At 72.2% G+C, this 22,921-nt stretch carries 18 protein-coding genes; 8 read left to right on the top strand and 10 right to left on the bottom strand.

Annotation, left to right across the window (positions count from 1 at the left end; genetic code table 11):
- Positions 1 to 11: 11 nt before the first annotated feature.
- Both trpS and ABT263_RS17440 read left to right on the top strand, forming a co-directional pair.
- Positions 12 to 1,052, top strand: coding sequence for a tryptophan--tRNA ligase (gene trpS, locus ABT263_RS17445; RefSeq protein ID WP_352291260.1), 1,041 nt, complete (start codon positions 12 to 14; stop codon positions 1,050 to 1,052).
- Between the two features lie 62 nt (positions 1,053 to 1,114).
- Entirely contained in the window at positions 1,115 to 1,603 is a 489-nt protein-coding gene (locus ABT263_RS17440) for a 2'-5' RNA ligase family protein (RefSeq protein ID WP_352291259.1), read from the top strand.
- Here the strand turns inward: ABT263_RS17440 and ABT263_RS17435 are convergent.
- Together ABT263_RS17435 and ABT263_RS17430 are read right to left on the bottom strand one after the other, a co-directional pair.
- The gene (locus tag ABT263_RS17435) at positions 1,588 to 4,152 is read right to left on the bottom strand and encodes a CDP-glycerol glycerophosphotransferase family protein (RefSeq protein WP_352291258.1); all 2,565 of its coding nucleotides are present in this window, start codon (positions 4,150 to 4,152) and stop codon (positions 1,588 to 1,590) included. The genes ABT263_RS17440 and ABT263_RS17435 overlap by 16 nt on opposite strands.
- Positions 4,153 to 4,524: 372 nt before the next feature.
- Positions 4,525 to 8,097 carry a bifunctional glycosyltransferase/CDP-glycerol:glycerophosphate glycerophosphotransferase gene (locus ABT263_RS17430; RefSeq protein ID WP_329488029.1) on the bottom strand — a complete coding sequence of 1,191 codons (3,573 nt, stop codon included), beginning with the start codon at positions 8,095 to 8,097 and terminating at the stop codon, positions 4,525 to 4,527.
- Positions 8,098 to 8,294: 197 nt separating this feature from the next.
- On the opposite strand from ABT263_RS17430, the gene ABT263_RS17425 reads away from it, so the two are divergent.
- Positions 8,295 to 9,293 (top strand): glycosyltransferase family 2 protein, encoded by a 999-nt coding sequence (locus ABT263_RS17425; protein ID WP_329488028.1) that lies wholly within the window; start codon positions 8,295 to 8,297, stop codon positions 9,291 to 9,293.
- 86 nt (positions 9,294 to 9,379) lie between these two features.
- Positions 9,380 to 10,435, top strand: coding sequence for a YihY/virulence factor BrkB family protein (locus tag ABT263_RS17420; protein WP_352291257.1), 1,056 nt, complete (start codon positions 9,380 to 9,382; stop codon positions 10,433 to 10,435).
- Positions 10,436 to 10,460: 25 nt separating this feature from the next.
- On the opposite strand, the gene ABT263_RS17415 is transcribed toward ABT263_RS17420, so the two are convergent.
- Positions 10,461 to 11,675 (bottom strand): D-alanyl-D-alanine carboxypeptidase family protein, encoded by a 1,215-nt coding sequence (locus tag ABT263_RS17415; RefSeq protein ID WP_352291256.1) that lies wholly within the window; start codon positions 11,673 to 11,675, stop codon positions 10,461 to 10,463.
- Positions 11,676 to 11,817: 142 nt separating this feature from the next.
- Between ABT263_RS17415 and ABT263_RS17410 the strand changes: the two genes are divergently transcribed.
- On the top strand, positions 11,818 to 12,075 hold the full coding sequence (locus tag ABT263_RS17410) for an SCO4848 family membrane protein (protein WP_352291255.1): 258 nt from the start codon (positions 11,818 to 11,820) through the stop codon (positions 12,073 to 12,075).
- A 64-nt stretch (positions 12,076 to 12,139) separates the two neighbouring features.
- Here the strand turns inward: ABT263_RS17410 and ABT263_RS17405 are convergent, their stop codons facing one another.
- The 4 genes from ABT263_RS17405 to sdhC are packed head-to-tail and all read right to left on the bottom strand — an operon-like array spanning position 12,140 to position 15,568.
- The gene (locus ABT263_RS17405) at positions 12,140 to 12,913 is read right to left on the bottom strand and encodes a succinate dehydrogenase iron-sulfur subunit (protein WP_352291254.1); all 774 of its coding nucleotides are present in this window, start codon (positions 12,911 to 12,913) and stop codon (positions 12,140 to 12,142) included.
- On the bottom strand, positions 12,913 to 14,655 hold the full coding sequence (gene sdhA, locus ABT263_RS17400) for a succinate dehydrogenase flavoprotein subunit (RefSeq protein WP_329488024.1): 1,743 nt from the start codon (positions 14,653 to 14,655) through the stop codon (positions 12,913 to 12,915). Before sdhA ends, ABT263_RS17405 begins: the two co-directional genes overlap by 1 nt.
- A gap of 32 nt (positions 14,656 to 14,687) precedes the next feature.
- Positions 14,688 to 15,179, bottom strand: a complete 492-nt coding sequence (locus ABT263_RS17395) for a succinate dehydrogenase hydrophobic membrane anchor subunit (RefSeq protein ID WP_329488023.1) — start codon at positions 15,177 to 15,179, stop codon at positions 14,688 to 14,690.
- A gap of 8 nt (positions 15,180 to 15,187) precedes the next feature.
- Positions 15,188 to 15,568 carry a succinate dehydrogenase, cytochrome b556 subunit gene (gene sdhC / locus ABT263_RS17390; protein ID WP_329488022.1) on the bottom strand — a complete coding sequence of 127 codons (381 nt, stop codon included), beginning with the start codon at positions 15,566 to 15,568 and terminating at the stop codon, positions 15,188 to 15,190.
- 265 nt (positions 15,569 to 15,833) lie between these two features.
- Here sdhC and ABT263_RS17385 point away from each other — a divergent pair, with 265 nt between their 5' ends.
- Positions 15,834 to 16,601, top strand: coding sequence for a hypothetical protein (locus ABT263_RS17385; RefSeq protein ID WP_352291253.1), 768 nt, complete (start codon positions 15,834 to 15,836; stop codon positions 16,599 to 16,601).
- Between the two features lie 13 nt (positions 16,602 to 16,614).
- Here ABT263_RS17385 and ABT263_RS17380 read toward each other — a convergent pair whose 3' ends face one another.
- The 3 genes from ABT263_RS17380 to ABT263_RS17370 form a co-directional block, all read right to left on the bottom strand.
- On the bottom strand, positions 16,615 to 17,100 hold the full coding sequence (locus tag ABT263_RS17380) for a 2-oxo-4-hydroxy-4-carboxy-5-ureidoimidazoline decarboxylase (protein ID WP_329488020.1): 486 nt from the start codon (positions 17,098 to 17,100) through the stop codon (positions 16,615 to 16,617).
- A gap of 312 nt (positions 17,101 to 17,412) precedes the next feature.
- Positions 17,413 to 19,071, bottom strand: coding sequence for an alpha/beta hydrolase (locus tag ABT263_RS17375; protein ID WP_352291252.1), 1,659 nt, complete (start codon positions 19,069 to 19,071; stop codon positions 17,413 to 17,415).
- 78 nt (positions 19,072 to 19,149) lie between these two features.
- Positions 19,150 to 19,890, bottom strand: coding sequence for an SDR family oxidoreductase (locus tag ABT263_RS17370; RefSeq protein ID WP_352291251.1), 741 nt, complete (start codon positions 19,888 to 19,890; stop codon positions 19,150 to 19,152).
- 355 nt (positions 19,891 to 20,245) lie between these two features.
- On the opposite strand from ABT263_RS17370, the gene ABT263_RS17365 reads away from it, so the two are divergent.
- Entirely contained in the window at positions 20,246 to 21,490 is a 1,245-nt protein-coding gene (locus ABT263_RS17365) for an amidohydrolase (RefSeq protein ID WP_352291300.1), read from the top strand.
- 309 nt (positions 21,491 to 21,799) lie between these two features.
- Entirely contained in the window at positions 21,800 to 22,852 is a 1,053-nt protein-coding gene (locus ABT263_RS17360; RefSeq protein ID WP_329488017.1) for a BMP family lipoprotein, read from the top strand.
- The last annotated feature ends 69 nt before the right edge of the window (positions 22,853 to 22,921 follow it).

Genomic DNA, 22,921 nt, shown 5'->3' with positions numbered 1-22,921 from the left:
CAATGGCCCGCATGGTCAACGCAGCGGTCACTGGTCCGGTCAAGGACCGTCCCCGGGTACTCTCCGGCATCCAGCCCACCTCCGGCTCGTTCCACCTGGGCAACTACCTCGGTGCCGTCCGCCAGTGGGTCGATCTCCAGGAGGCCAACGACGCCTTCTACATGGTGGTCGACCTGCACGCGATCACCGTGGAGCAGGACCCGGCGACGCTGCGCCAGAACACCCGGGTCTCCGCCGCCCAGCTGCTCGGCGCCGGCCTGGACCCGGACCGCTGCACCCTGTTCGTCCAGTCCCACGTGCCCGAGCACGCGCAGCTCGGCTGGGTGATGAACTGCCTCACCGGCTTCGGCGAGGCCTCCCGGATGACCCAGTTCAAGGACAAGTCCGCCAAGCAGGGCGCCGCGAGCACCTCGGTCGGCCTCTTCACCTACCCGATCCTGCAGATCGCCGACATCCTGCTCTACCAGGCGGACGCGGTGCCGGTCGGCGAGGACCAGCGCCAGCACGTGGAGCTCACCCGGGACCTCGCGGAGCGCTTCAACACCCGCTACAGCCCGACCTTCACCGTCCCGAAGCCGTACATCCTCAAGGAGACGGCGAAGATCCAGGACCTCCAGGACCCGGGCATCAAGATGAGCAAGTCGGCCTCCTCGGCCAAGGGCCTGGTCAGCCTGCTGGACGAGCCGAAGGTCAGCGCCAAGAAGTTCAAGAGCGCCGTCACCGACACGGGTACCGTCGTCTCCTACGACGAGGAGGAGAAGGCCGGCGTCTCCAACCTGCTGCGCATCCACTCCGCGCTCAGCGGCCAGTCGGTCGACCAGTTGGTGGCGCACTTCGAGGGCAAGATGTACGGCGCCCTGAAGACCGAGCTGGCCGAGCTGTTCACCGAGTGGGTGACGCCCTTCCAGGAGCGCACCCGCACCTTCCTGGACGACCCGGCCGAGCTGGACCGGGTACTGGCGATCGGTGCGGAGAAGGCCCGGACGGTGGCGTCGCAGACGCTGGAGACGGTGTACGACCGGATCGGCTTCCTCCCGGCCGCCAAGCGGTGACAGCCCTGACGAGCCTGCCCGATGGTGACGATCTCCCCGAGCTCGTCACCATCGGCGTGTCCGTGAGCGTCCCGGATCCGTACGGCTCGGCGATCCAGGACGCGCGGGCCGGGTTCGGCGATCCGCTGGCCCGGTCGATACCCACGCACGTCACCCTGCTGCCGCCGACCGAGGTGGCGGCCGCCGAGCTGCCGAAGATCGAGGAGCACCTGGCGGCGGTGGCCCGGGCGCACCGGCCGTTCCGGATGCTGCTGCGCGGCAGCGGCACCTTCCGGCCGGTCTCGCCGGTGGTCTTCGTCCGGGTCGAGGGGGGCGCCCAGGAGTGCCGGCTGCTGGAGGCGGACATCCGCTCCGGCCCGCTGGCCCGGGAGCTGGCCTTCCCGTACCACCCGCACGTCACGGTGGCGCACGGGCTGGCGGAGGACGTGCTGGACCAGGCGTACGGGCAGACCCGTGGCTTCCGGGCGGCCTTCGCGGTGCCGGGCTTCGGCCTGTCCCGGTTCGACGCCGACGAGGTCTGGCGCCCCTGGCGCTCCTACGACTTCGGCTGACCGGCACCGCCGCCGGCGGCCGCGCGGCCGCCGGGCCGCGGTGCCCCGTGCCCGCCGGCCCGGCCGAGGTCGAGCATCCGGTCGACCACCCGGCGCGCGGCCCCGCCGTCCTCCAGCCCGCAGTGCGTGGCGCGGAACGCGCGGTAGCGCTCCCGGTACCCGGGCGGCGGGCCGGAGCCGTCGTCGGCGAGCCCGCGCAGCGCGTCGAGCAGCCCGGCCGAGTCGGGGATGAGCGGGCCGGGGGCCTGCGCCTCGAAGTCGAAGGAGAAGCCGCGCAGGGTGTCCCGGTAGTGCTCCAGGTCGTAGGTGAAGAAGAGCACCGGGCGGCCGGTGATCGCGAAGTCGAACGTGATCGACGAGTAGTCGGTGACCAGCACGTCCGCGATCAGCAGCAGTTCCTGCACGTCGGGGTAGTCCCCGCAGTCGAGGACGAAGCCGTCCCCGGCGCCGGGCAGCGGCTCGCGGACGTGCGCGTGCGGGCGGATCAGCAGGACGTGGTCGTGGCCGAGGGCGCGCCGGGCCCGGTCCAGGTCGATCCGCAGGTCGAGGCGGAACCCCTCGCCGTCGCCGCGCCGCTGGTCCTCCCGCCAGGTCGGGGCGTAGAGCACCACGCGCCTGCCGTCGGGGATGCCGAGCCGGCGCCGGACGGCCGCCGCCCGCCCGGCGTCCGGCCGGGCCAGCACGTCGTTGCGCGGGTAGCCGGACTCCAGGACCTCGCCCCCGAAGCGGAACGCCCGGCGCAGCAGCGGGGTGGCGAACGGGCTGGGCGAGAGCAGCAGGCTCCACTGCGGGGTCTCCCGGTCGAGCGCCGCCAGGTAGCCGTGGTCGGCGAGCCAGGGGTTCTCGACGTCGTGCGCGATCCGCTTGAGCAGCGAGCCGTGCCAGGTCTGGACGACCACCTGGCCGTCCCGGCGGTCCAGGAAGTCGGGGAAGTGCGTGTTGCCGACCAGGTACCGGCTGGTGGCCAGCGCGCGGTACCACTCGGGGCTCCAGACCCGTACCGCGCGGACGCCGGCGGGCAGGGCGGCCTGGGCGTCGTCGACCGTCCAGAGGTGCTCCAACGGCTCGCCGCGCCGGGCGAGTTCGGCGTGCACCGCGCGCGGTGAGTCGGCGTACCCGCGGCCGCCGAACACGTCGTACAGCACGGCGTCGCGCAGCGGCTCCCGGCGGGCGGCCGGGTACCCGTCGGCGCGCTGGCGGGCCTGGCTCCAGGCGCTGCGCTCGGCGGGCGAGAGGACGGGGGTGGAGTCCACCAGCAGGGTGTCGTGCCAGCGGCGTTGGAGCAGGATCCGCTTGCCGCCGGCCCCGGTGGCGGCGGGCAGCGCGGGGAGCGCCGCGGGGGCGGCGATCAGCGGCCGGGGAGCTCCCGGCCGGCCGGCCGGGAGCAGCGAGGCCTCCCAGACGCCCTTGCGCAGCGGCAGCGCGGTGCCGTCGGAGCCGGTGCGGGTGGCGGGCAGCCGGACGGTGAAGCGGCCGTCCGCCCCGCGGTCGACCCGGTGGCGGACCTCGCCGGCCGTCCCGGTGTGCCGCAGGACGAGGTCGAGCGGCTCGCGGCCGGGGCAGTGCCCGGTGAGCTCGAAGCCGCCGGCCCGCACCGCGATCCGCTCGACGTAGCCGGCCGCGGGCTGGACGCAGAACTGCAGCCGGCCGTCGGCGAGGTGCTTCAGGTAGAGCGCCCGGTCGGGGGCGCCGGGCAGCGCGTGCTGACCGGCCACCGGGCCGCCGCGCTCGTCCAGGGTCAGCTGCTCGGTGGAGCCGTCCGGGCGCAGCAGTTCGGCGTCCCAGTGCTCCAGGTGGCCGGCGCCGCGCCCGTCGGCGGTGAACGGCCGGTACGGCAGGTGGAGGGCGAAGGTGTTGCCGGTCCGGGCGACCGGCCGCAGCAGGACGGCGTCGCTCTCCCGGTGGCGCAGCCGCAGCGCGGTGCCGGGCGGGCAGTGCCCGGCGGTGCCGCGCAGGTCGAGGCCGTCCGTGGCGGGGGCGGCGTGGGTGAGCCGGACGCCGGGGCGTTCGAGCCGCAGCCGCAGCCGGCCGTCGGCGAAGTGCGGCTGGAGGCGGACGTCGTGGTCGACCCAGCGGGCCGGCGGGTACTCGCCGGAGCCGCACCAGTGCGGGGCGAGGGCGCCGTACTGGCGGCGCAGCCGGGTGGGCCGGGGGCGGGTGAACAGGGTGACCCCGATCCGCCAGTCGCCGAGCAGCCACTCCTCGGCCCGCCGCAGCCGGCGCGGTTCGACCAGGGCGGTGAAGCCGGACCAGTCGTGGTTGTGGTCGGGCTGGGCGCTGTCGTCGGTGATCTCGGGCAGCCGGCGCGGCCGGGACCGGAGGTGGAGGGGCGGTTCGGCGTCGTCCCGGAGCAGGGTCAGCCAGGTCCAGGCCGAGCCGGGGCGGGCGGTGTCCAGGTCGTCGGGGCGGGCGAAGCCGGTGAGTTCGAGGCCGCGGGCGTGCCAGCGGGCGCGCAGCAGGCCGAAGGCGACGCCCTCGTCGGCGGCGGGCAGGTCGTCGTGCGAGTGGGGGGCGGCCTGCGGGAGGACGAACCGCGTGAGGACAGGCATGGGGTGGCCCTTCGGCAACGGGATCCCGGCCCATGGCGGTGGTCCGGGTCGGCATTCGTACCGGGGGAGCGGACGAAGCCGATTCGATATCGAATACCGAAATGACACCCGGGGTCAACTGAGAAATCCGGAGGAATAGCTGGGAAATCCGTCGGCGAAACATGGGTTCGATTGAATTGTTCATATGAGTCTTCGGCGACTCCCGGAAAGCGTCCAGAAAAGTCCGGAAAGCTGTCCGGACCAGCCCGGAAATCTGCCCGGAGCAGCCCGGAGAGCAGCCGGGAGAGCCGCCCGGAGCCGCCTGAAGCAGCCCGGAAAACACGGAGGCGCCCGACGCGGGATTCGCGTCGGGCGCCTCCGGGGCGGTACCGGTTACTGCTGGCGGAGCATGCCGTCCACCACGCGGGCCGCGGCCTGGCCGTCGTCCAGGTCGCAGTACGCCTCGCGGAACGCCGTGTACTTCTCGGCGTACTCACCCGTCAGCTCGTCCACCCGGCCCAGCGCCGCGACCAGCTCCTCGGAGGTGGCCAGCAGCGGGCCGGGCATCTCCGCCTCGTAGTCGAGGCTGAAGCCGCGCAGGTTGTCGCGGTAGTGCTCCAGGTCGTGCGTGAAGAACAGGACCGGCTTGCCGGTGGTGGCGAAGTCGAACACCGTCGCCGAGTAGTCGGTGACCAGGACGTCCGCGATCAGCAGCAGCTCGGCCATGTCGGGGTAGCTGCCGACGTCCCAGATGTAGCCGTTGCCGGCGCCGGGGATCTGACCGCACATCACGCTGTGCCGGCGGACCAGCAGCACCTGGTCGTCGCCGAGCGCCGCCTTGGCCGCCTCCAGGTCGATCCGCAGGTCGATCTGGTAGCCGCCGTTCGGGCGGCGGCGGTCCTCACGGAAGGTCGGCGCGTAGAGCACGACCTTCTTGCCCTCGGGCAGCCCGAGCCGCTCGCGGACCTGCTCGGCGGTCTTCTCCCGGTCGGGGGCGAACAGCAGGTCGTTGCGCGGCGCGCCGCTCTCCAGGATCTCGCCCTTGAAATCGAACGCGCGGCGCAGCACCGGAGCCGACCAGCTGTTGCCGGCCACCAGCATGCTCCAGTTCGGGACCTCCTTGACGACGCCCTTCAGGTAGTTGGCGTCGGTGAACCAGACCTTCTCGAAGTCGTACCCGATCTGCTTCAGCGGGGTGCCGTGCCAGGTCTGCACGACCACCTGGCCGGGGCGCCGGACGAAGAAGTCCGGCAGGTGCGCGCTGGTGACGATGTACTTGGCGGTGGCCAGCGTCTCGAACCACTCGGGGCTCCAGAGCCGGATCGCGCCCGCCGTCTGCGGCAGTTCGGCCTGCAGGTCGTCGCTGCCCCAGAGGTGCTCCAGCGGCAGGCCGCGGCGGACCAGCTCCTCGTGGATCGCCCGCGGCGAGTCCGCGTAGAGGCCGCCCAGCGCGACGTTGTAGAGCACGGTGTCGCGCAGCGGGAGCCGGCGGGCCGACGGGTAGTCGGTGGTGCGCAGCTGGCGCTGCCGGAAGCCGCTGCGCTCCTCGGGCAGCAGCGCGGAGTGCGACTCCAGCGAGAGGCCGTCGTAGTGGCGGCGCTCCAGCACGATCCGCTTGCCGCGCGACTCCACCTCCAGCGGCAGGGTGGCGAAGCACTCCGGGGCGATCAGCGCGTAGCGGGTCGCCAGGGTCTCGACCGGCTCGCCGAGCGGGCGGAAGAAGACGTCCCAGGTGCCCTGGGCGAGCGGCACCCGGCCGGCGAAGGAGGCCGTCGGCACCGCCGGCAGCGCGGCCCGGAACCCGCCGTCCGCGATCTCCACGGGGTAGACGTGCTCCTCCTCGCGCCAGTTGTGCCGCACGACCAGCTCCCAGCGGTGCGTGCCGGGCAGCGGGAAGGTACCGCTGAGCAGGTAGCCGTCCGCGCCGCGCGAGGCGACCTCGGTCACCACCGGCTGCAGCAGCTGGTCGGAGAGCTGGAGGTAGCCGCCGGGGGAGGGCTTCGAGTAGAGCGCGCGGCGCTCGTCGACCGGGGCGTCCGGGTTCAGCGGCAGGTGCAGCTGCTCGGGTGCGTTGCGGTCGTCCCAGGCCACCGGCACGGTGCTGCCGTCGGCGAGCAGTATGGCGGTGTCCCAGCGGTCCCGGGCCCGCTCCGGGGCGACCGGGTCCAGCTCGGCCCAGGCCTCGCGGACGGCGGTCAGCTCGTCGACCGGGGCGGTGACGGTGAACGGCTGGAGGGTGCCGACCGGGGCGGTGAGCTCCAGCGGGTAGACCACCTCGCGGTCCGACTCGACGTGGGTCAGCTTGAAGCGGGCCCCGGCGAGGTTCGGGCCGGAGCGGGCGGCGCCGGAGATCTCCAGCCGGCCGTCCCGCACGGCGAGCCCGGTCACCCTGGTCCGGACCGTCTCCACCCGCAGGTAGACGCTGCCGTCGCGGACCCACGGCACGATCCGCACGTCCGGCTCGACCCAGTGCGCGGGGAGGTACTGGGCGGTGTCGCTCCAGCCCGCCGAGATCCGGCCCTTGTAGACGCCGCCCTTGCCGGCGCCGGCCACCAGGACGCGCCAGTTGCCGTCCTTCCACTGGCCCCGGTGCTTGAGCCGCTTGGGGTCGATGGCGGCGGTGAAGCCGGCCCAGTCGCAGTTGTACAGGTCGTGGTGGCAGCTGGCGGTCGCCTCCGGGCTGTACTGCGTCCTGGTGGGCACGGCCAGCACGCGCCGGCCCTTGGTCTCGCGGAGCACCAGCACCCGGACCATGTCGTGCCGGTTCTCGGCGCCCAGCTGCTCCGGGTACGCGTGCCCGGTCAGCTGCAGCTTGCCGCCCTCCCAGGCCGACTCGTACAGCCGGCTGCGCATCACCAGCGAGTTGTCCAGCTTGAGGATGCCGGCCGGCACGCTCTTGCGGCCGCCGCGCAGGAACGGGTAGTCGGCGTACGGGCGCAGCAGGCCGCGCGCGGCGACGCCGCCGTTGCTCTCGCCCTCGTACTTGATCTGCTCGACGAACTCGTCGATCCGGCCCGCCAGGGTCAGGTGGTACTTCAGCCGCAGCGGCGCGCGCAGCTTGCGGACCTGCTCGGGGCCGATCGAGCGGAGCAGCCGGCCGACGTTCTTCTGGTAGGCGTCCCGGTACTCCTTGTCGCCGTCCACGACGGACCAGAAGAACATCGGGATCTCCTCGACGAGGGTGTTCTCGTCGTAGGAGCGCAGGTACTCGGCGAAGCGCGGGTCGGTCTGCTTCTTCAGCCAGGTGCGGACCAGCTCCACCGAGGTGACGCGGTCGACCAGGCCCTTGGGGTTGGTCCGCATCTGTGTGATCGACATCTCGCCGACCTCGCGCTCGCGCCAGTGGTAGATCGGCTCGGAGAGCACGTCCACGCTCGTGGCGAGGTAGTGGTGCGGCACGCTGACCGGGGCGTCCTCGTACAGGATGCCCTCGGGGTAGAGGATGCCGGCCGCGTCGAAGAACGAGCGGCGGTACACCTTGTTCCACGCCGTGCGGTCGGTGACCAGCGCGGGGATCTCGGTGATGTGGGTCTTGAGCCTGGTCTCCTTGAACGGCCGCGAGTGCCCGCCGGACTGGTAGTAGCCCACCGCGCGGAACCGCAGCACGTTGCCGGTGGCGAAGTCCGAGCCGGTCTCGTCGAGCGTGTTGATCATCAGCTCGTAGGCGCTCGGCGGCATCGAGTCGTCGGAGTCGACGAAGCAGAGGAACTCGCCGTCCGGGTCGATGTGGCGGATGCCGGTGTTGCGGGCCGCGCCGAGGCCCTTGTTCACCTGGCGGACCAGCCGGAACCGGGAGTCCTTGGCGGCGTACGCCTCGGCGAGTGCCGCGCTGCCGTCCTTCGAACCGTCGTCGACCATGACGCACTCGAAGTCCGTGAAGGTCTGGGCGGCGATCGAGTCGAGGCATTCCACGAGGTAGCGCTCGACGTTGTAGATCGGAACGACGATGGAGAGGCGGGGAGCCATCGGCTACGCAGGCCTTTCTTGGGAAGGAGCGTGGCAGCCCGGTCGGGGTCTGGCCGCACTTTGAACCGGTGCGTACGTGCCCACCGATCCTACCGTCCGGTCCCGGGGGCCCTCCGGGGCCTTCGGTCCGCCCGCGGGCGGACCGGGTGCCCGGGCGCGGTGGGTCCGGCCGTCCGGGGGGCCACTACTCTGTGGCCATGCCCCGCTTCAGCGTCATCGTCCCCGTCCACAAGGTCGAGGAGTACCTTCCCGAGTGCCTCGACTCGGTGCTCGGCCAGGGCGGTCCGGACTTCGAACTGATCGCGGTGGACGACCGCTCCCCGGACGGCTGCGGCGCGATCCTCGACGAGGCCGCCGCCCGCGACCCGCGCGTGCGGGTGCTGCACCTGGCGGAGAACGTCGGCCTCGGCCGGGCCCGCAACGCCGGCCTGGCCGTCGCCACCGGCGACTACGTGATCTTCCTGGACAGCGACGACACGCTCACCCCCGGCCTGCTCAAGGCCGTCGACGACCGGCTGGCGGCCGGCGGCGACCCGGACGTCCTGGTCTACGACTACGCCCGCACCTACGCCGACGGCCGGATCACCAAGGCCGCCTCGGCGCACGTCTTCGGCGCCGACTCCCCGGACGTCTTCGACCTCGACCGCCGCCCCGACCTGCTGGACCTCCTCCAGGTGGTCTGGAACAAGGCCTACCGCCGCGGCTTCGTCGCCGAGCAGGGCCTCACCTTCCCCGCCGGGTACTACGAGGACACCCCCTGGACCTACCCGGCGCTGCTCGCCGCCGGGAGCATCACCCTGCTCGACCAGGTCGGCGTGCACTACCGCCAGCGCCAGGAGGGCGGCAACATCCTCGCCACCGCCTCGCGCAAGCACTTCGACGTCTTCGCCCAGTACGACCTGGTCTTCGCCTTCCTGGACGGCCGCCCGGACCTCGACCGCTGGCGCCCGGTGGTCTACGGCCGGATGCTGCACCACCTGAACACCGTGGTCTCCAAGCCCGGCCGGGTCCCGCCCCGCGACCGCCGCGAGTACTTCCGCCGGGCCGCCGAGCACTGCGCCCGGCTGCGCCCGGCCGGCTACACGCCGCCCGCCGGGGTGGCGGGGGTGCGCACCGAGCTGCTGAGCCACGGCCGGTACGGCGCCTACCGCACGGTCCGGGTGCTGGCCGGGGCCCGCCGTCTGCTGAAGCGCTGACCCCGGCGGCCGCGGCGCCTATCGAACCCCTTGCCGCCCGCCGAGCCTGACGGCCGTTCGGGCGAACGGCCGGTATAACCGGACAGGTGGACTTCCTCACCCGGCTCCCGGTCATCGGCCCGCTCGTGGCGCGGGTCCTGCGCAGCCACCCGTACCGCGTGTACGAGCACTTCACCGCCGCGCGCGGCAACCGGCTGGCGGGCGCGGTCACCTTCTTCGGCTTCCTGGCGCTCTTCCCGCTGCTCACCGTGGCGCTGGCGATCGCGGTCGCCACCCTGACCGACTCCCGGGTCGAGGAGATCCAGAAGCACATCTCCGACCAGCTGCCGGGGATCTCGGACGCGCTCAACCTCAACTCGCTGGTGGCCAACGCGGGCGCCGTCGGCCTGGTCAGCGGCGTGCTGCTGCTGATCTCCGGCCTCGGCTGGGTCGACACCATGCGCACCTCGATCCGGGACGTCTGGCAGCTCCCGGAGGAGGAGGGCAACCCGATCCTGCGCAAGGCCTGGGACTGCCTGGTGCTGGGCGGCCTGGGCCTGGTCTCGCTGTTCTCGCTGGCGGCCTCGGCCGCCGGGACGACGCTGGCCGGCCGGATCGCCGGCTGGATCGGCCTGGGGACGGGCGGGCCCGGCGGCTACCTGCTGACCGGCGTCGGCCTGCTGATCGCCGTCGCCTCCGACATGGTGCTCTTCGCCTACCTGCTGGCGCCCTTCCCCCGGATCGGCGGCCAGCACCGGTGGGACGTGGTGCAGGGCGCGCTGATCGGCGGGGTCGGCTTCGAGCTGCTGAAGATCCTGCTCGCCTCCTACCTGGGCTCGGTCGCGGGCAAGAGCCTCTACGGGGCCTTCGGGGTGCCGGTGGCGCTGCTGCTCTGGATCAACTTCGTCTCCCGGCTGCTGATGTACTGCGTCGCCTGGACGGCGCTGGCCGACCCGGCCGCCGCCCGCGACCGGGCCCGCGAGCGCGCCGGGGCCATGCTGAAGGCCGCGAACGAGGCGGAGGCGGCCGAGCGGGACGACGCCGCCACCGCAGGCAAGGAAGGCAAGGAAGGCAAGGACGGCAAGGACGGCGGGGGTGACGGGAACGGTGAGGGTGACGGGGACGGCGGGGATGGCACGCCGAAGGCCCGGCCCCGGGAGTGAGACCGGGCCCCCGACGGCACCGCCGTCAGTCGGCGGCGGGGCCGCCGCGCCGCCGCAGCAGGAACAGCGCACCGGCGCCGCCCGCCGCGAGGGCCAGCGCGATCCCCACCCAGCCGGCCGGGCCGGGGCCCGAGCCCCCGTCACCACCGGCCGCGGCGGCCGCCGGGGCGGTCGGGGAGGCGCTCGGGGAGGGGTGCGGCGGCGGCGCGGGCGCACCGGCGGTGCCACCCGCCTGTCCGGTCGGCTCCCCGCCGGCCGGCGCCTCGTCCACCAGCTTGCCGACCGGGGTGACCTTGTCGGCCGCCGCGAACCCCCAGTCCAGCAGCGCCGCCGTCTCGTCGTAGACCTTCTGGTACGTCGAGGGGTGCATCACCGTCACCAGCAGGGTGCGGCCGTTCCGTTCGGCGGCGCCGACGAAGGTCGAGCCGGCCTCGGTGGTGAAACCGTTCTTCACGCCGATCAGGCCCAGGTACTTGCCGAGCAGCCGGTCGGTGTTGGCGATCCCGAAGCTGCCCCGCTGCCCGGTGTTCTTGTCCACCGCGCCGGGGAACTGCGCGTCCCGGGTGGCGCAGTACATCCGGAAGTCGGGATTGCGCAGCCCGGCCCGGGCGAACAGGGTCAGGTCGTAGGCCGAGGAGAGCTGGCCGTCCATGTCGTAGCCGTCCGGGGAGATCACCCGGGTGTCCCGGGCCTGCAGCGCGTCCGCGCGGGCCTGCATCTCGGCGACGGTCTGCTGGACCCCGCCGTTCATGTGCGACAGGACGTGCACCGCGTCGTTGCCCGAGCTGAGGAAGACCCCGCGCCAGAGGTCCTCGACCCGGTAGTCCAGGTTCTCCTTGATGCCGACCAGGCTGCTGCCGGCGCCGATCCCCTGGATCTCCGCGTCCTCGACCCGGTGCACCAGGTTGCGGTCGAACTTCGGCAGCACGGTGTCCGCGAAGAGGATCTTCAGGGTGCTGGCCGGGGCGAGCCGCAGATGGGGGTTGCTGGCCGCCAGCACCTCTCCTGACGTCGCGTCGGCGACTATCCAGGACCGCCCGGTGAGATCCCCCGGCAGGGCCGGGGCGCCGGGCAGGGGTGCCACCTGGGCACCGGGGAGCCCCAGTCTCTCGCCCCCGATCGCGGCCGGCGGGGGCGGCGGCTCGTGCGGGGCCGCGACGGCCACCGGGGCGGCGAGGAGGACGGGGAGCGCCGCGGCGTACGCGACGAGCAGGTGTGCGAGCTTACGGCGTGTGGGCACCAGCAGACCGTACCCAGTCGGGGCCGCCGCCGTCCGCCCCTTCGGGCCCGTCCTCCACAGGAGGGGGCCACCGTACGCCGAACGGCCGCCTGCGCATACTGGAACCGCACACCATCTTCACCTCAGCCGCCGAGGACGCTCCATGAAGCTCAGCCGCCGCACCTCCTGGTTCCTGACCGCCTTCGGCGTCTGGTCCATGATCATCTGGATCACCTTCGTCAAGAACCTCTGGAAGGACTCCGGCGGCCAGGCCTTCACCGACGGCGACCACTCCCAGCCGACCGCGTTCTTCTGGATCCACCTCCTGCTCGCCGTGACCTCCTTCGTCCTCGGCGTCGCCGTCGGCGCCATCGGCCTCCGCGGCCTCCGCGCCACCCGTCGCGAGCCCGCCGCCGAGTAGCCGCAACGCCGAGGCCCCGTCCGATCGGGTGATCGGACGGGGCCTCGGCGTGCTCGGGCAGGAACTAGAAGCGGCGGGTGACCAGGGCCCGCTTCACTTCCTGGATCGCCTTGGTGACCTCGATGCCGCGGGGGCAGGCCTCCGAGCAGTTGAAGGTGGTCCGGCAGCGCCAGACGCCCTCACGGTCGTTCAGGATCTCCAGCCGCTGCTCCGCACCCTCGTCGCGCGAGTCGAAGATGAAGCGGTGCGCGTTGACGATCGCGGCCGGGCCGAAGTACTGGCCGTCGTTCCAGAAGACCGGGCAGGACGACGTGCACGCGGCGCACAGGATGCACTTGGTGGTGTCGTCGAACCGCTCGCGGTCCTCGGCGGACTGCAGGCGCTCGCGGGTCGGGTCGTTCCCCTTGGTGATGAGGAACGGCATGACGTCCTTGTACGCCTGGAAGAACGGATCCATGTCCACGACCAGGTCCTTGAGGACCGTGAGGCCCTTGATGGCCTCGATCGTGATCGGCTTCTCCGGGTTGACGTCCTTGATCAGGGTCTTGCACGCCAGCCGGTTGCGCCCGTTGATCCGCATCGCGTCGGAGCCGCAGATGCCGTGCGCGCAGGAGCGGCGGTAGGTGAGGGTGCCGTCCTGCTCCCACTTGATCTTGTTGAGCGCGTCCAGGACGCGCTCCTTCGGGTCCAGGGTCAGCTGGTAGTCGACCCACACCGGGTCGGGGTGCTCCTCCGGGTTGAACCGGCGGATCCGGAAGGTGACGGTGATCAGCTGGACGCCGCCCGCCTCGGCCGCGTCCAGAGCGGCCGAGTGCTTCTCCGCAGTAGGAGTGCTCATCAGTACTTACGCTCCATCGGCTGGTACCGGGTCGTGACGACCGGCTTGTAGTCGAGGCGGATGGAGGTGGTGCCGTCCTCGGCGACCTCCTGGTACGCCATGGTGTGCTGCATGAACTTCACGTCGTCACGGGTCGGGAAGTCCTCGCGGTAGTGACCGCCGCGCGACTCCTCGCGGGCGAGCGCGGAGACGGCCAGCACCTCGGCCAGGTCGAGCAGGTTGCCCAGCTCGACGGCCTCCAGGAGGTCCGTGTTGTAACGGAAGCCCTTGTCCTGGATGGAGACGTTCTTGTAGCGCTCGCGCAGCGCGGCGATGTCCTCGACCGCCTGCTTCAGCGTCGCGCCGGTGCGGTAGACCATGGCGTTGGTGTCCATGGTCTCCTGCAGCTCCTTGCGGATCTGCGCCACGGACTCGGTGCCGGTGGACTCGCGCAGGCCCTCGACCAGCGCCTGAACCTTCTCGGCCGGGTTCTCGGGCAGCTCGGTGTAGTCCACCGTCTGCGCGTAGTCGGCGGCGGCGATGCCCGCGCGCTTGCCGAACACGTTGATGTCCAGCAGCGAGTTGGTGCCCAGGCGGTTGGCGCCGTGCACCGAGACGCAGGCGACCTCGCCGGCCGCGTACAGGCCCGGGACGACGTCGGTGTTGTTGCGCAGCACCTCACCGGCGACGTTGGTCGGGATGCCGCCCATCGCGTAGTGCGCGGTGGGCTGGATCGGGATCGGGTCCGTGTAGGGCTCGATGCCGAGGTAGGTGCGCGCGAACTCGGTGATGTCCGGGAGCTTGGCGTCCAGCTGCTCCGGCGGCAGGTGGGTGAGGTCCAGGTAGACGTGGTCGCCGTCCGGACCGCAGCCGCGGCCTTCGCGGATCTCGGTGTAGATCGCGCGGGAGCAGACGTCACGGGACGCGAGGTCCTTCATGACGGGGGCGTAGCGCTCCATGAAGCGCTCGCCGTCCTTGTTGCGCAGGATGCCGCCCTCGCCGCGGGCGCCCTCGGTGAGGAGGATGCCCATGCGCCAGATGCCCGTCGGGTGGAACTGGAAGAACTCCATGTCCTCCAGCGGCAGGCCGCGGCGGTACACCAGGGCCTGGCCGTCACCGGTGAGGGTGTGGGCGTTGGAGGAGACCTTGAAGAACTTGCCGGTGCCGCCGGAGGCGAACACGACCGACTTGGCCTGGAAGACGTGGATCTCGCCGGTGGCCAGCTCGTAGGCGACGACGCCGGCCGTCCTGCCCTCGTTGATCAGCAGGTCGAGGACGTAGAACTCGTTGAAGAACTCGACACCGTGCTTGACGCAGTTCTGGAACAGCGTCTGGAGGATCATGTGGCCGGTGCGGTCCGCCGCGTAGCAGGACCGGCGGACCGGGGCCTCGCCGTGGTTGCGGGAGTGACCGCCGAAGCGGCGCTGGTCGATCCGGCCCTGCTCGGTGCGGGAGAAGGGCAGGCCCATCTTCTCCAGGTCGAGGACGGCGTCGATGGCCTCCTTGCACATGATCTCGGCGGCGTCCTGGTCGACCAGGTAGTCACCGCCCTTGACCGTGTCGAAGGTGTGCCACTCCCAGTTGTCCTCCTCGACGTTGGCGAGGGCGGCGCACATGCCGCCCTGGGCCGCGCCGGTGTGGGACCGGGTGGGGTAGAGCTTGGTGAGCACCGCGGTGCGGCTGCGCTGGGTCGACTCGATGGCCGCGCGCATGCCGGCGCCGCCGGCGCCGACGATGACGGTGTCGTACTGGTGAATCTGCATGGGGGTTCTAACTCGCCTCTGGCCTCTGCCGATTAGATGTTCGGGTCGAAGGTGAAGATGACCAGGGTGCCGAGCAGCACGGTGAAGACCGTTGCGGCGCCCATGAGGCCCTTCAGCCAGAGCCGGGTGGAGTCCTTCTCGGCGTAGTCGTTGATGACCGTCCGCATGCCGTTGGCGCCGTGCAGCATGGCGAGCCAGAGCATCAGGAGGTCCCAGCCCTGCCAGAACGGCGAGGCCCAGCGGCCGGCCACGAAGGCGAAGCCGATCTTGGAGACGCCACCGTCGAGCACCAGCATGATCAGCAGGTGGCCGAGGATCAGGACCACCAGGACGATGCCGGACAGGCGCATGAAGAGCCACGCCAGCATCTCGAAGTTGGTCCGGGTGCGGCGCGGGGTCTTCTTGGTCCGCTGGCGGGCCGGCTCGACCACGAAGGCGTCGGCGGGGTTGCCGGTGCCGAGGCCCTTGCCGGTGTGCGCGTGGGCGGAGGGGACCACCAGGGCGTCGGAGATTTCCGTGGACATGTCTCAGATCACTTCCCGAACCAGGTGGTCAGCGTGTGCTGAAGGATCGGGTAGAAGGCGCCCGCCATCAGGACGACCCACACCCCGACCACGGTCCAGAGCATCTGCTTCTGGAACTTCGGACCCTTCGACCAGAAGTCGACGGCGACGACCCGCAGGCCGTTGAGGGCGTGGAACAGGATGGCGGCCACCAGGCCGTACTCCATCAGGTTCACCAGGGGCGTCTTGTACGTCTGAATCACAGAGTCGTACGCCTCGGGCGACACTCGCACCAGTGCGGTGTCCAGGACATGAGCGAACAGGAAGAAGAAGATGAGGACGCCGGTGACTCGATGAGCCACCCAGCTCCACATGCCTTCCCGGCCGCGGTACAGCGTTCCAGCCGGCACGGAAAAACCCTCCGGAAGCGATTGGGGGCTCGGCCGGCTTCGGTGTCGGTCAGCCCGGCCGGGTACGGTCCACCGGCCGCCAGCATCCTATCGACGCGTTATTGCGAACCGCCTCCGGGGGCCCGAGGTGTGATCAATCAGGCACGACTGGCCTAGTGCGGCGGGAACCCGGGCGGCTCGGGAGGCCCCACGGCCACGCAGCGTGACCGTTCGACTGCGCTACCGTGGCCGCCGCTTCCGTCGCCGACACTCTGCCGAGGCCCCCGTGCCGCTCAGCCCGCCCCGCCGCCCGTCCCCCGCCGTCGCGGTCTGCGCCCTGCTGCTCGCCGCGGGCTGCACCACGGTCGGCGGCTCCGCCGACCGGGCCGCGCCGGCCCGCGAGCTGTCCGCCGCCGAGCTGCGGGCGGCCGCGGTGGCCGACGGAGACCTGGGGGCCGGGTACACGGTGACGGTGATGACGCCCGGTCACGGCGAGACCGGCTCGGGCGGCGGCCGGGAGGTCTCCGACCTGCCCGTCTGCCAGCCGCTGCTGGACGCGGTGACCCCGGCGGTGGCGGCGGGCGGCGCCACCGCGCCGCCGGGCCCGGGGGATCCCTACGCGGAGACCGATCTGAGCGTGGCGCGGGCGGCCGATCCCCAGGGGGGCGTGTACGGAGGACTGCTCGGCTACCGGGCCGGGCGGGCGGCGCAGCTGCAGGCGGAGCTGGAGAAGCTGTTCGGCCCGTGCGCCTCGTTCGTCTCCAGCGCGCCGCCGCCGCCGGCGGAGAAGAGCCGCAAGCCGGTGCGGACCAGGCACCGGTTGCTCCGGGACGACACGCCCACGCCCGGGGGAGCCGACGCGGTGACCGGGTTCACCCTGACGAGTGAGTCGGGCAGCGTGGTGCTCGCCCAGCGTGCCGTGGTGGCCCGGGTCGGACCGGTGCTGGCGGTGCTCACCACCGTCGGCGTCGGCGCGGAGCCCGCCCCCGTGCCGGACGAGCGGATCGTCCGGCAGCAGGTGGCGAAGCTCCGCGCCGCGCAGGCGCGCGGGTGAGGGCGGGCCCGGGTCAGCGGGCTCCGGCCTCGGAGTGGGTGGCGACCAGGTGCTCCAGCCGGGTCAGGGCGATCCGGCGGAGCTCGTCCGAGGCGATCAGCCGTTCCTCGTCCGGGTCGTGCGCCAGCCGGGTGCGGATCGAGCTGAGCACGGTGTCGAGCATCTCCTCGGGGGCCACGCCTTCCAGGCAGACCACGAAGACGTGCCCGAACCGGGCCTCGTACGCGGCGTGGGCGGCGCGAAGGGCGGTGTGCGCCGCCTGGCTGCCGGGTGCGCGCATGCCCAGGAGCGGCTGCGGCATCCAGCTCTCGTCCGCCAGCGCCTCGGCCAGGTCGGCCGGTCGCAGGTCGTAGGAGGCCTCGCTGGCCGCGGCCAGCAGGGACTCTATGTCGGGGTAGGGCCGGTGGGCGGTGAGCCGCAGGGCCCAGCGGTGGCTGCCGCAGCAGGCCAGGAGGGCCTCCTCGGCCGCGCCGGCGTCGGCCTCGTTGAAGCGGTGCAACCCGAGGAGGGTCGGCTCGGAGCTGGGATCGAGCCGCGGTGACGGGATGTCGCTGGCCAGCGGGTCCTCCTCGTGAGGGCGGGAAGGTGCCGGTGAAAGGGGGTGGTGAAGCAGGTGAAGTATGAGGCCGCGGGGCGGTGTTCGAGACCCGCCGGGCAGCGGCTCAACGGTAGTTGAGCAGTCATCAGTTGGGGAGAGCGCACGCGGAATTCATCCGATCGAGCTATCAAGTTGTGACGTTGACACCTCGGTGTCAGCGCCCTCCCCGTTCAGATCTGCTAGTCGTCCAGGCCTTTCGGCCGCCGGCTCCACTCAGGAGCAGCGCGTCCCCGGCGCCGGCATCGTCCCCTCGACGAGGTACGCGGTCAGCGCGGCGTCGACGCAGCCGTTGCCCTTGCCGAAGGCGCCGTGCCCCTCGCCGACCCGGGTCAGCAGGGTGGCGTCGGCGAAGCCCTTGGCGAGCGCCTCGGCGGAGGCGTACGGGGTGGCCGGGTCGCCGGTGGTGCCGACCACCAGGATCGGCGCGCTGCCCTCGGCGCGGACGGCGTGCGGCCGCTCCGTCGTCCGGAACGGCCAGCGGGCGCAGCCGGCCTCGCTGTAGTCCTCCACCGTGACGCCCTTGGAGACCAGCGGGGCCTCGGCCAGGAGCCTGGCCACCGCCTGCTGGGCGCGCTCCGCGGTGGGCGCCGGCGGGGCGGCGTCGGCGCAGCTGATCGCGCGGTTCGCCTCCTCCATCGGGCTGAAGTGGCCCTTCTCGTCGCGGCCGTCGTAGCCGTCGGCGGAGGCGAGCAGCGGGTCCACCTTGTGGCCGACCATGGCCCAGCCGAGCGCGTTGCGCAGGTACGTCCAGGACGTCTTCTCGTCGCCGTAGAGCGCGCTGATGACGCCCGTCCAGGCGAGGTCGCGGCCGACCTTCCGGCCGTCGGACGCGGTCATCGGGTGGCCGTACAGGCCGTCCAGGAAGTCGGCGGCCTTCTGGGCGGCCTTGGCCGGGTCCTTGCCGAGCGGGCACTCGGCCGCGTGGTTCTTCACGCAGTCGGCGGCGAAGCGCTCGAAGGACTTCTCGAAGCCGATCTGCTGGTCGACGCCGTGGTCCAGCCGGTCCTGGGCGGGGTCGACGGCGCCGTCCAGGATCAGCCGGCCGGTGTTCTGCGGGAACTCCTCGGCGTAGAGCGCGCCGAGGTAGGTGCCGTAGGAGATGCCGAGGTAGTTGAGCTTCCGGTCGCCGACGGCGGCGCGCAGCACGTCCAGGTCGCGGGCGGCGTCGCGGGTGCCGACGAAGGGCAGCAGCCGGCCGGACTTCGCCTGGCAGGCGGCGGCGTGGTCGGTGGCGTTCCTGACCCGGTCGGCGGTGCGGGCGGCCGGCTCCAGCGGGGTGTCACGCTGGTTGACCTCGTCGTGCTGCTTGTCGTCGTAGCAGACCACCGGGGAGCTCTCGCCGGTGCCTCGCGGGTCGAAGCCGACCACGTCGAAGCGGTCGTGCAGGGTGCCGTCGTACTCCGTGGCGCCGTACTTGACCATCTCGACGCCGGAGGCGCCCGGGCCGCCCGGGTTGACCATGAGCGAGCCGAGCCGCTGGTCCGGCCGGGCGGCGGGCAGCTTGATCAGCGCGAGGTCGAGGGCGTCGGCGGCGGGGGCGGTGTAGTCGAGCGGGACGTGCAGCCGGCCGCAGAGCATCGCGGATATGTCGATCTTGGCCCGGGCGGCCTGCGGGTCGGCCGGGCAGGCGGCCCAGGCGATCTGCTGGCCGTAGAACGGCTTGAGCGCGGGGTCGTCGGCGCCGGTGGGCTTGGCGGTCGGCGTCGGGGTGGCCGGGGTGGCCGTCGGGGTGGCCGGGGCGGCCGACGGGGCCGCGGCGGCCCCGTCCTGGGCGGGCTTGGTGCTGTCGTTGCAGGCGGAGCCGAGAAGCAGGGTGCCGGCCGCGAAAGCGGTCAGCAGAAAGCGCGGGCGGGCGGCCCGAAGAGATCTCATCGCACGTATGTATCACTGCCGGGTGACCGCGTGGATCATGGCCCCGGCGTCGGACCGCCCGCCCGCGCCGCCCGGCCGTCAGACCCGGTGCACCTTGTGGTTGGCGGCCTGGGCGCGTGGGCGGACGACCAGCAGGTCGATGTTGACGTGCGGGGGCCGGGTCACCGCCCAGGCGACGGTGTCCGCGACGTCGTCCGAGGTCAGCGGCTCGGCGACGCCCGCGTACACGGCCGCGGCCTTCTCCTCGTCGCCCCGGAAGCGGGTGACGGCGAAGCCCTCGGACTTGACCATGCCGGGGGCGATCTCGATCACCCGGATCGGCTCCCCGCACAGCTCCAGCCGCAGGGTGGCCGCGATGGTGTGGGCCGCGTGCTTGGCCGCCACGTAGCCGCCGCCGCCCTCGTACGCGGCCAGCGCCGCGGTGGAGGAGAGCACCAGCACGGTGCCGTCGCCGCTCGCCCGCAGCGCGGGCAGCAGGGCCTGCGTCATGTGCAGCACGCCGAGCACGTTCACCTGGTACATCGCCAGCCAGTCGGCCGGGTCGGCGGCCTCGACCGGCTCCGCGCCGATCGCCCCGCCGGCGTTGTTGACCAGGACGTCCACCCGGCCGACCTCGGCCGCGAAGGCGTCCACGGCCGCCCGGTCGGTGACGTCCAGGGTGTGGGCGCGGCCGCCGAGCTCCTTGGCGAGCTCCTCGATCCGCTCGGTGCGGCGGGCGGTCAGCACCACCTCGAAGCCCTCGGCCGCGAGCCGGCGGGCGGTCGCCGCGCCGATTCCACTGCTGGCTCCGGTGACCACGGCCACCTTCTGCTCGGTCATTGCCACTCCCTGGAGGAACGCGTCGGTCGGGGGAAGTACGTCGGTCGCTCGTCCGATCATCTCAATGACGCCGACCGGGGCCCGCGCCGCGGTGGGGGACGTCCACCCCGGTGGGTCCTCCAGCCGTCCCGAACGGCGTCAATCCCCCGTCGGAGTGGCCCCGTGACCGCCGGTGCGGGTCGTCGTTGCACAGGGCACGCAACCCGGGGAAGGCGACTGAAACGAGATGTCATACCCACCTGCTCAGCCCCTATGCGCCCATACGGGGACTTCTTTTCGGGAAGTCGGGCCAAATCCCCCCAACAGGCCTACCCTTGTTGAGATGAACCGTCCTGAGTCCGCCCAGCCGGCCGTCATGCCCACCGCTGCCCGCCCCGTCGCCGCCCTGCGCGACCGTGTCGCGGCGCTGGAGCCGGAGCTGATCGCGTTCCGCCGCGATCTGCACCGCCACCCGGAGCTGGGCCGCCAGGAGTTCCGCACCACCGCCCTGCTGCGCGACCGGCTGACGGCCGCCGGTCTGGCCCCCCGGGTGCTGCCCGGCGGCACCGGGATGATCGTCGACATCGTCCCGGAGGGCACCCCGCGCGGCGCCGAGTTCCTGGCCTTCCGCGCCGACATCGACGCGCTGCCCATCGACGACGCCAAGACGGACGTGCCGTACCGGTCGACCGTCGCCGGCCGGGCCCACGCCTGCGGCCACGACGTGCACACCTCCGTCGTGCTGGGCACCGCCCTGGTGCTCGCCGAGGCGGCCCGGTCCGGCGAGCTGCGCCGCCCGGTCCGGCTGATCTTCCAGCCCGCCGAGGAGCTGATGCCCGGCGGCGCGCTGGACGTGATCGCCGCCGGCGGGATGGACCGCGTCGGCCGGATCTTCGCGGTGCACTGCGACCCGAAGGTGGAGGCCGGCCGGATCGCGCTGCGCACCGGGGCGATCACCTCGGCCTGCGACCGCCTGGTGCTGCACCTGGACGGCCCCGGCGGCCACACCGCCCGCCCGCACCTGACCACCGACCTGGTGACCGCGATCGCCCGGATGGCCGCCGACCTGCCGGCCGCGCTGTCCCGCCGGATGGACCCGCGCTGGGGCGTCAGCCTGGTCTGGGGCCGGATCGCCTCGGGCTCGGCCCCCAACGTCATCCCGCAGCACGCCGAGCTGGAGGGCACCGTCCGCTGCCTGGAGCTGGCGGGCTGGCGCGAGGCGCCGGACCTGCTGCACGAGCTGATCGCCAAGCTGGCCGAGACCTACCGGGCGAAGTGGACGCTCGACTACCACCGCGGGGTGCCGCCGGTGGTCAACGAGGCCGTCTCGGTGGGCCTGCTGGAGGCCGCGATGACGGCCCGTTTCGGGCACCGGGACGAGGGGCGCGCCACGGCGGCCGCCGACCAGGTGGTGGAGGACACCGAGCAGAGCCTCGGCGGCGAGGACTTCTCCTGGTACCTGGAGCACGCCCCGGGCGCGCTGGCCCGGCTCGGCGTCCGCACTCCCGGCGACAGCACGGTCCGTGACCTTCACCAGGGCCGTTTCGACGCGGACGAGCGGGCGATCGGGATCGGCGTGGAGCTGTTCGCGGCGCTGGCGCTGGAGACCGAGGGGGCGTAGTCCGCTCCGCGGTGGGCGTCCCGGGCCCGGTCCGCAACGGACCGGGCCCGTCGTCGGTTCACCGGGCCGGGCCTCGATCGAGCAACGCCCGAGTTATCTGCTTCCTGGCTTTTTGTCCGGTTACGTACACTGGGCAGCGCCAGTTCCGATCACCCTCCGCGTACGGGAAAGGGGCCCCGGGAGGACTGTCAGACCACGGTTTGATAACAACCCGAATGCTCCGGCGACCTGTGACCCAACCGTGTTCTACGCGCGTTACGGTGGCGTCCGACCACGCTAAACGGGTGCGTGTGAGAAGGAGATACTCCCTTGCGCCGTTCTACTAAGCTCGCTGCGGTTGTGCTCTCGGGTTCCCTGGGCATCGCCTCGCTCGCCGCTTGCGGCGCAAAGAGCAACGACACCACCGCTTCCTCCGGCTCGTCCGAGGGCGGCCTGAAGGTCGGCATGGCCTACGACATCGGTGGTCGTGGCGACCAGTCGTTCAACGACTCCGCCGCCCGCGGTCTCGACAAGGCCAAGGCCGACCTGGGCGTCGCCGTCACCGAGGCCGACGCCAAGACCGGTGAGGCCGAGGCCGACAAGGAGACCCGGCTCAAGAACCTGGTCACCGCCGGCTACAACCCGATCATCGCGGTCGGCTTCGTGTACCAGGGCGCCGTCGAGAAGGTCGCCAAGGACAACCCGAACACCAAGTTCGCGATCATCGACTCGGCGTCCGACACCCAGCCGAGCAACGTCACCTCGCTGACGTTCTCGGAGCAGGAGGGTTCGTACCTGGCCGGTGTGGCCGCCGCCCTCAAGACGAAGACCAAGCACGTCGGCTTCATCGGCGGTGTGCAGTCCGAGCTGATCAAGAAGTTCGAGGCCGGTTACAAGGCGGGTGTGAAGTCCGTCGACCCGAGCATGGCGGTCGAGACCACCTACCTGACCACCCCCCCGGACTTCTCCGGCTTCAACTCGCCCGACAAGGGCAAGGAGGCCGCGCAGGGTCAGCTGGACAAGGGCGCGGACGTCATCTACACCGCCGCCGGCTCCTCCGGCAACGGTGCCATCGAGGCCGTCGCCAACGCCGGCAAGCTGGCGATCGGCGTCGACTCCGACCAGGCCGCCCAGCCCGCCCTGGCGAAGTACAAGGCCAGCATCCTCACCTCGATGGTGAAGAACGTCGACAAGGCCGTCTTCGCCTACATCGACTCCGCCAAGAAGGGCTCCCCCTTCACCGGCGTGAAGAACTTCGACCTGAAGGCCGACGGCGTCTCGCTCGCCACCACCGGCGGCAAGATCGACGACATCCAGGGCAAGCTCAACGACGCCGCCACCGCCATCAAGAGCGGCGCCACCACCGTCCCGACCGCTCCGTAAGGCGCGCCCGGACGTCGCTGCCGCTGCCGCCTGCCCGGCAGCGCAATGATTGACGCAGCATCAGGGAGG

This window comes from Kitasatospora sp. NPDC001603, from assembly GCF_040298365.1.
Lineage (GTDB): Bacteria > Actinomycetota > Actinomycetes > Streptomycetales > Streptomycetaceae > Kitasatospora.
This window is presented reverse-complemented; position numbering and strand designations above follow the sequence as displayed.

Coding starts and splice junctions, on each gene's coding strand:
- trpS (WP_352291260.1), top strand. CDS start 12: ATGGTCAACGCAGCGGTCACTGGTCCGGTCAAGGACCGTCCCCGGGTA.
- ABT263_RS17435 (WP_352291258.1), bottom strand. CDS start 4,152: ATGCCTGTCCTCACGCGGTTCGTCCTCCCGCAGGCCGCCCCCCACTCG.
- ABT263_RS17430 (WP_329488029.1), bottom strand. CDS start 8,097: ATGGCTCCCCGCCTCTCCATCGTCGTTCCGATCTACAACGTCGAGCGC.
- ABT263_RS17425 (WP_329488028.1), top strand. CDS start 8,295: ATGCCCCGCTTCAGCGTCATCGTCCCCGTCCACAAGGTCGAGGAGTAC.
- ABT263_RS17410 (WP_352291255.1), top strand. CDS start 11,818: ATGAAGCTCAGCCGCCGCACCTCCTGGTTCCTGACCGCCTTCGGCGTC.
- ABT263_RS17405 (WP_352291254.1), bottom strand. CDS start 12,913: ATGAGCACTCCTACTGCGGAGAAGCACTCGGCCGCTCTGGACGCGGCC.
- sdhA (WP_329488024.1), bottom strand. CDS start 14,655: ATGCAGATTCACCAGTACGACACCGTCATCGTCGGCGCCGGCGGCGCC.
- ABT263_RS17395 (WP_329488023.1), bottom strand. CDS start 15,179: ATGTCCACGGAAATCTCCGACGCCCTGGTGGTCCCCTCCGCCCACGCG.
- ABT263_RS17375 (WP_352291252.1), bottom strand. CDS start 19,071: ATGAGATCTCTTCGGGCCGCCCGCCCGCGCTTTCTGCTGACCGCTTTC.
- ABT263_RS17370 (WP_352291251.1), bottom strand. CDS start 19,890: ATGACCGAGCAGAAGGTGGCCGTGGTCACCGGAGCCAGCAGTGGAATC.
- ABT263_RS17365 (WP_352291300.1), top strand. CDS start 20,246: ATGCCCACCGCTGCCCGCCCCGTCGCCGCCCTGCGCGACCGTGTCGCG.